This is a genomic window from Arcicella aurantiaca (assembly GCF_003148625.1).
Classification (GTDB): Bacteria; Bacteroidota; Bacteroidia; order Cytophagales; family Spirosomataceae; genus Arcicella; species Arcicella aurantiaca.
In genome coordinates this window covers 148,818-155,480 of the sequence record NZ_QGGO01000005.1, presented here as the reverse complement: position 1 = coordinate 155,480, position 6,663 = coordinate 148,818, and the positions used below count along the sequence as shown (strand labels likewise).

The following is a 6,663-nucleotide window of genomic DNA, read 5'->3' as shown; positions in this document are numbered from 1 at the left end:
TGGTAATCGGGGATTGGTTATTGGTAATCGGGGATTGGTTATTGGTAATCCAGTTAGTGAATACTCTTATACTACCAATTTTCAATAACCAATAACGAGTAACCAATTCCCAATAACCAATTCCCAATAACCAATAACAAGTAACCAATAACGAGTAACCAATTCCCAATAACCAATTCCCAATAACCAATAACAAGTAACCAATCCCCAATAACCAAACTCAACTTTGCCAAATTTCCCAAGCTTTTTCAGCTTGTCCGTGTAGCATTTCCAAACCAAAATGTACACCTTTTGCTCCGTGTTCTAAGCCTTTTTTCAAGAAAACAGTTTCTAATGGGTTATACACAATGTCGTACAATAAATGTTTATCGGTCAGTAATTGATAAGGAATTTCTGGAAAAGTATCCACTTTCGGGAACATTCCCAAAGGCGTGGTATTTACGATAAAAAGATGTTCTTGCATGACAGTTTCCGTCAATTCGTCGTAAGTAATAGTATCTTCTTCTTTTCTACGAGAAACGTATTGTGTTTCTAATCCTAAGTCTTGCAAGGCTTGAATAATAGCTTTTGCCGCTCCACCTTTTCCTAAAATCAGAGCTTTTTTAGGTTTGATTTCTTGAAAATCACTCCATTTTTCTAAAGTCCAACGAAAACCCCAATAATCAGTATTAAAACCCTTTGTCGAACCATCAGGCATAATTTTGATAGTATTGACAGCCCCGATTTTCAAAGCAGCTTCATCAACAGCATCTAAAAAAGGAAATACATTTTGTTTGTGTGGAATGGTAACGTTCAATCCTTTCAAGTCAGGATTTTGTAGTAAAGCAGGTAAGTCGTTGATATTTTCTATCTCAAATTTCTCATACACGTTGGCATCTGAGATACCCATATTTGAAAACTTCTCTGTAAAATATCCTTTTGAAAAGGAATGCCCAAGCGGATAACCAATTAAACCGTAAATATTCATTTGTTTGATTTCGGATTTTCGATTGAAGATTTCGGATTTTGGGTCGCAAATTTATCTTAAAATTTCATGAATTTTAGGATAAAATCCGCAATCGTAAATCCAAAATCTCAAACAATTAAATTCCCTCTTTTTCCATGAAGGATTGTAAAATTATTACTGCTGAAATTTTGTCAATATTTCCTTTTTCACGACGGTCTTTTTTTGAGAAACCTCCCGTAATCATAGCTTGAAGAGCCATTGATGACGTAAACCGTTCGTCGTGCAAATGTACAGGAATGTCAGGGAATGTTTTTTTCAAAGTCTTCACAAAACCTTTTACATGAGGCGTGTTGTTGGTATCTTCTCCGTCCAAATTTACGGGCATACCCACTACAAAAGCCTCAACTTCTTCTTTTTCAACGTACTCTTTCAAATAATTAAGTACATCTTTGCTATGAATGGTATCCAGAGCTGATGCTATAATTTTTAAAGGGTCGGTAACGGCTAAACCTACTCGCTTCGTCCCGTAATCTATGGCTAATATTCTGGACATTTTATTAGGGTTTGGGGGTTGGGAATTAGGATTTAGGGCTTTAAAAAACGAGAAGTGTTTGACTCTTTCTAAAGTGTTTTTTGACTTAATTCCTAAATCCTAACCCCTAATACCTAATAAAAAAACAAAGTTACACCAAAAACATTGGCAAGATTTCAGTTTTTCGTAACTTTAATATCAGTTTCTAAAAATTAGGATTAAGCAATATGCAAAAAGGACAAGAACCCATCAAGAATAATTCAACCATCGTGAAAATACCCATTTGGATAGCCATCGCATTAGTGGGAGGGATTTTGTTGGGTGCAAATTTCTTTGGTGGACAAACCCGAATGAATAACGTTTTAAAGGGTTTTAATAAATATCGTGAGGTATTGTCATTGATTGAAAATAGTTACGTCGATTCTGTCAATACAGATTCATTGGTAGAATTTTCAATCAGAAAAACGTTGGAAAAACTTGACCCTCATACTTCGTATTTTTCAACCGATGAAGTGGCTTCGGCTCGTTCTCAATTAGAATCTGGTTTTGATGGGATTGGAGTTGAATTTAATATTTTCAGTGATACCGTTTATGTGGTAAATGCTATGGCGGGTGGTCCTTCTGAGTCAGTAGGTATTAAAAGTGGCGACCGTTTGATTAAAGCGGACGGCATTTCATTAACAGGTCCAAAAGTTACACAAAGCCTTATTTTTAGTAAACTTCGTGGTACAAGAGGAACAGAAGTTCAGTTGGAGATTTTACGTAATGGTGAAAAAGGAATTAAGAAGTTTACTGTTATTCGTGACAGAATACCATCTTATTCGGTGACGGCTGGTTATATGGTTGACCCACAAACAGGATATATCAAAGTGGATAGATTTACAGAATCTACCTTCGATGAATTTAGAAATATTTTGACGACCCTAAAAGGACAAGGCTTAAAGCGTTTGATGCTTGATTTGCGTGGAAACCCAGGAGGATATAAAGACCGTGCGGAAAAAATGGTTGATGAACTTTTGGCAGGTGAACGTATGATTGTTTACACGGACGGAAAAGGCTCAAAATACGATACTCAAACTTTTACCAAAAAAGATGGTATTTTTGAGAAGGGAGCAGTGATGGTAATTGTGGACGAAAATAGTGCCTCTGCTGCTGAAATTGTAGCGGGTGCTTTACAAGATAATGACCGTGCATTAATCGTGGGAAGACGCTCATTTGGAAAAGGGTTAGTACAAATGCCTGTAAGTTTGCAAGATGGTTCAGAATTGCGATTGACCATTTCAAGATATTATACGCCAAGTGGACGTAGTATTCAAAAACCTTATGTTTTGGGGCGTGAAGAAGATTACGAAAAAGACTATGAAAAACGCTTGAAAAGTGGTGAGTTCTTTAATGCAGATAGTATCAAATTTAATGATAAATTGAAATATAAAACACTTGGTGGCAGAACAGTTTATGGTGGTGGTGGTATCACGCCAGATGTTTTTGTGGCACGTGACACTACTTATTTTACCAAATATCTAAGTGATTTATGGGGGAAAAATATCATTCGTGAATTTGCCTTAAACTATGCCAATGACAACATGAAATCTTTAGAGAAACTTACTTTTAAAGATTTTAATAAGTTTTTTGTAGTCAATGATGCCATGTTGATAGATATGCAAAGATTGGCTAAACAAGCCAATGTAAAAATGCGTGCGAGAGATTACGAGCGTTCAATGCCATATATTAAGGCTCAAATTAAAGCGTACATTGCTCGTAGCGTTTGGCAACGTAAAGTTAACGATGGATTAAACAATGAGTATTTTCAGATAATGTCACCGTTTGACGATACTTTCCAAAAATCATTAAAACATTTTGACAAAGCAGAAAGAATGGCTCGTGGAGAATTGGTAGAAACAATTTCTCACTCGATTAAGAAGTAACTTCTTACATAATACTTAGTTCTACTTTGGCACTTTAAAAATAAGAATGGAAATTTGGATGTTTGGGGTTTAACTTCCCGAAAGTTCAAAACTTTCGGGAAGTTCCTCCAAAGAGTAATACTAATTTAAAAAGGAATTCCGTAAAGTACGCATCAAATCTTTAAAATTGGTATAAGGTTAGTACTTGAAACTAACATAAAAAAGCCTCTCAATCAAATTGAGAGGCTTTTTTTATAAGTTCTGAAAATTATTCAGCAGCAATAAATCCTTTATCTTTCAAGATTCTGTCCATCAATTTCTTATCATTATCATTATTGAAAACCGTAAATGGTAGATAAATAAATTGATACGAACCCATGTCTAAAATATAAGCTTCTTTGTCTTTACGAGCAGTTTTAATCATGTCCCACTTGATAACGCCACCTTCTGTATCTGAAATTTTCATCAAAATCTGACGGCTATCAATTTCGTAACGATATTTTTGGAATAATTGCTTGTATTGCTCTAATTGCGTAACTCCCGTAAATTGAACTGCCCAAAAAGCGATATATAAAATGGCTCCCAAGACTGTAATTACATAAATCCAATAGTTAGGATATACTTTTGAAATATTTAAACCTGCGTTAATTAAAATCAAAGCCAAAGGTACAAAACCCCAATACCATTGATTTCTAATTAATTGCATCATATTTAAGCCAATAAATTTATTTTTTTCTAATGCAAATTTCTTGGTTTTAATCGCCAACGGATTGCTTGGTACTGCTTGTTGTACTCGTCTCTGTTGTCCTTGTGAGAATCCTTTTGCCATTTTTTAATGATATTTTTTGATAAATTGGACTGCAAAGGTAAAGAATTGTTCATAATTAATAGTTAAGAGATAATAATTTATAGTTTTGGAGGTCATTTTTTACATTCTTAATCTATAAATCACTGCAATTTGGAACTCATTTTTTAGAATTTATTTCATAAATCGCCACAGAATCATTTTTTTTGATTCTGAATACTTAATTTTACAGAAAGTACAACAAGCAAAATATCTTGTAATAAAATCAATTTCCATGACTCAATTGACCGATAACCAAATACTCAACCATCATCAAGTTTTACAGAAAATCAGAAGAATTGCTTTCGAGATTTATGAAAATAACTTTGAAGAAACAGAAATTGTTATTGCTGGAATAAAAGGGCAAGGACATTCCTTGGCTAAAAAATTGGCGATTACATTAAATGAAATTTCCAGTATCGAAGCAACCGCTGTTTTAATTGACGTGGACAAAGACGTAACTTATGAAAGTCCAGTAGAATTTGATTGTGACGAACGTTTTCTGGAACGTAAAACCATCGTTGTTGTAGATGACGTACTAAACACAGGAAGAACTTTTGCTTATAGCCTTTCTCCGTTTTTGAGTATTCCTGTAAAAAGAATTCAAGTAGCAGTTATGGTAGATAGAAATTTTCGCAGATTTCCGATTTTAGCGGATTATGTAGGGTACCAACTCTCAACAACGCTTAACGACTATGTTTCTGTGGTACTTGACGATGAAGAAACAATGGGCGTTTATTTGAGGTAAATTGGAGGTATTAATGGTTAGGTTTTAGGTTTTAGAATATCTTTCATAATTATTTGTATTTATAATTACGATTAAAAGTCACAATTGTAATGAGTACACTTCTTGTCTAAGTCAATAATCTTTGTGTACAAATAACTAACCCCTAAAGCCTAACCCCTAAAACCTATTTCCTATAAAAAACTCACAATTTCCATTAACCAATCTGCTTTGAAGAATAAAATCAGAATGGGTAAAATCAATATAATTGCCAAAAAATATTGTTTAGGATTTAACTCAAATGTTTGGTTTTCAGTCGATTCTTTAAAAAACATAAAGAATGGAATCTTCAAATAGAAGAAAAGAGCAATAGCCGTATTCATTAATCCGAAAATGAATAACCAAAGCAAAATCGGTTTATTGGTTGACTGATATGTTTCCCAAAGTGCCGAGAATATATTTAACTTCGCAAAGAAACCAGCCATAGGAGGCAACCCTGCCAAAGAAATCATCACAATCAACATCATGATGCCATAAAAAGGATTGACTCTCCCAAGTCCTTTCAAGTTTTCTATATTGACCGATTGATGTTTACTTTCATAAAAATCAATCAAAAGAAATGCCGCCAAATTGGTAAAAAGTACCGTTACCAAATAAAAAACAAGACTTGTTAATCCTAATTGAGACATTGTTACCAAGCCAATCAACATAAAACCAGCATGGGCAATGGTTGAATACGCCAATAATCTTTTAGCATTATTTTGCCAAAGTGCAGAGAAATTTCCGAAAGTAATACTTGCTATCGACAACACTGCCGTAATTGTTTGGAGGTTGTTTGGAATGGCTGAATAAAAACGAATTGCTACTAAAAAACCTGCAATTTTAGGAGCAACCGAGAAGAAAGCCACAATCGGTGTCGGGGCTGATTCATAAATATCGGGCGTCCAAATATGGAATGGTGTTGCAGAAATTTTAAAAAGAAATCCACTGATTGTCAATACAATAGCAACCGTTGAAGCAACTTCGTCAATTTGTGAGATTCCTCTTGAAAAATCAGGTGAAGCAATGTCAAGCGTTCCTGTCATACCATATAATAATGACATTCCATAAAGCATAATTGCCGAAGACGTTGCCCCAAAAAGTACATATTTTAAACTTCCTTCAATCCCTTTTCGGTTTTTATCAATAGCCGTGAGCATATAAGAAGCAATAGAAACCATTTCGATGGAAAGGTAAATCATTAATAGATTTACGGACATGGTCATTAGGCAAAGTCCGACCACCATACTGATTAAAATAGGGTAAAATTCGCCGATAAAATCTTTTTTTGTGACAATGACATGAAAAAGCACGAAAATTGCTGATAGAATAATTAAGAATTTGAATAAGATTGCTTTTGAGTCTAAAATTAGCGTCTTCCCAAATAAGAATGAATCATTTGTGGTGTAAAATTGCTCTACAATTTGATTCAAGACAATGAGTAGAGTAATTACAGAAATACCAAGCAATACATGATTTGCCTGCTGTGTATTTGACACTAATTGTTGCTTATTTTTTAAATCTTGATGCAAGAATAAATCAATCAAAATCATTATTAAAAATGATAATGACAGAAATACTTCGGGTGAAAGTGCTTGAAGACTATCGAGTATTTGAGCGAGTTGGTCGGGTAGTGATAAAAAATTAGTCATTATTTTTCTGCATAAACTTACT

At 34.1% G+C, this 6,663-nt stretch carries 7 protein-coding genes; 2 read left to right on the top strand and 5 right to left on the bottom strand.

Features of this window, described 5'->3' with window-relative positions; genetic code table 11:
- The 3 genes from LV89_RS25550 to ruvX form a co-directional block, all read right to left on the bottom strand.
- Positions 1-211: hypothetical protein (locus tag LV89_RS25550; RefSeq protein WP_211321161.1), on the bottom strand; the 211-nt coding region annotated here is incomplete at its 3' end.
- Between the two features lie 9 nt (positions 212-220).
- On the bottom strand, positions 221-967 hold the full coding sequence (locus LV89_RS06475; RefSeq protein WP_109742054.1) for a shikimate dehydrogenase family protein: 747 nt from the start codon (positions 965-967) through the stop codon (positions 221-223).
- Between the two features lie 115 nt (positions 968-1,082).
- Positions 1,083-1,499, bottom strand: coding sequence for a Holliday junction resolvase RuvX (gene ruvX / locus LV89_RS06470; RefSeq protein WP_109742053.1), 417 nt, complete (start codon positions 1,497-1,499; stop codon positions 1,083-1,085).
- A 206-nt stretch (positions 1,500-1,705) separates the two neighbouring features.
- Here ruvX and LV89_RS06465 point away from each other — a divergent pair, with 206 nt between their 5' ends.
- On the top strand, positions 1,706-3,403 hold the full coding sequence (locus tag LV89_RS06465) for a S41 family peptidase (RefSeq protein WP_109742052.1): 1,698 nt from the start codon (positions 1,706-1,708) through the stop codon (positions 3,401-3,403).
- A gap of 247 nt (positions 3,404-3,650) precedes the next feature.
- Here LV89_RS06465 and LV89_RS06460 read toward each other — a convergent pair whose 3' ends face one another.
- Positions 3,651-4,211, bottom strand: coding sequence for a YcxB family protein (locus LV89_RS06460; RefSeq protein ID WP_310588767.1), 561 nt, complete (start codon positions 4,209-4,211; stop codon positions 3,651-3,653).
- A gap of 250 nt (positions 4,212-4,461) precedes the next feature.
- On the opposite strand from LV89_RS06460, the gene LV89_RS06455 reads away from it, so the two are divergent.
- Positions 4,462-4,974, top strand: a complete 513-nt coding sequence (locus LV89_RS06455) for a phosphoribosyltransferase family protein (RefSeq protein WP_109742051.1) — start codon at positions 4,462-4,464, stop codon at positions 4,972-4,974.
- 170 nt (positions 4,975-5,144) lie between these two features.
- Here the strand turns inward: LV89_RS06455 and LV89_RS06450 are convergent, their stop codons facing one another.
- Entirely contained in the window at positions 5,145-6,641 is a 1,497-nt protein-coding gene (locus LV89_RS06450) for an NADH-quinone oxidoreductase subunit N (protein WP_109742050.1), read from the bottom strand.
- Positions 6,642-6,663 lie beyond the last annotated feature (22 nt).

Bases quoted from the DNA above. Each gene is read 5' to 3' on its own strand.
- LV89_RS06455 (WP_109742051.1), top strand. From the start codon at position 4,462: ATGACTCAATTGACCGATAACCAAATACTCAACCATCATCAAGTTTTA.
- ruvX (WP_109742053.1), bottom strand. From the start codon at position 1,499: ATGTCCAGAATATTAGCCATAGATTACGGGACGAAGCGAGTAGGTTTA.
- LV89_RS06450 (WP_109742050.1), bottom strand. From the start codon at position 6,641: ATGACTAATTTTTTATCACTACCCGACCAACTCGCTCAAATACTCGAT.
- LV89_RS06465 (WP_109742052.1), top strand. From the start codon at position 1,706: ATGCAAAAAGGACAAGAACCCATCAAGAATAATTCAACCATCGTGAAA.
- LV89_RS06475 (WP_109742054.1), bottom strand. From the start codon at position 967: ATGAATATTTACGGTTTAATTGGTTATCCGCTTGGGCATTCCTTTTCA.
- LV89_RS06460 (WP_310588767.1), bottom strand. From the start codon at position 4,211: ATGGCAAAAGGATTCTCACAAGGACAACAGAGACGAGTACAACAAGCA.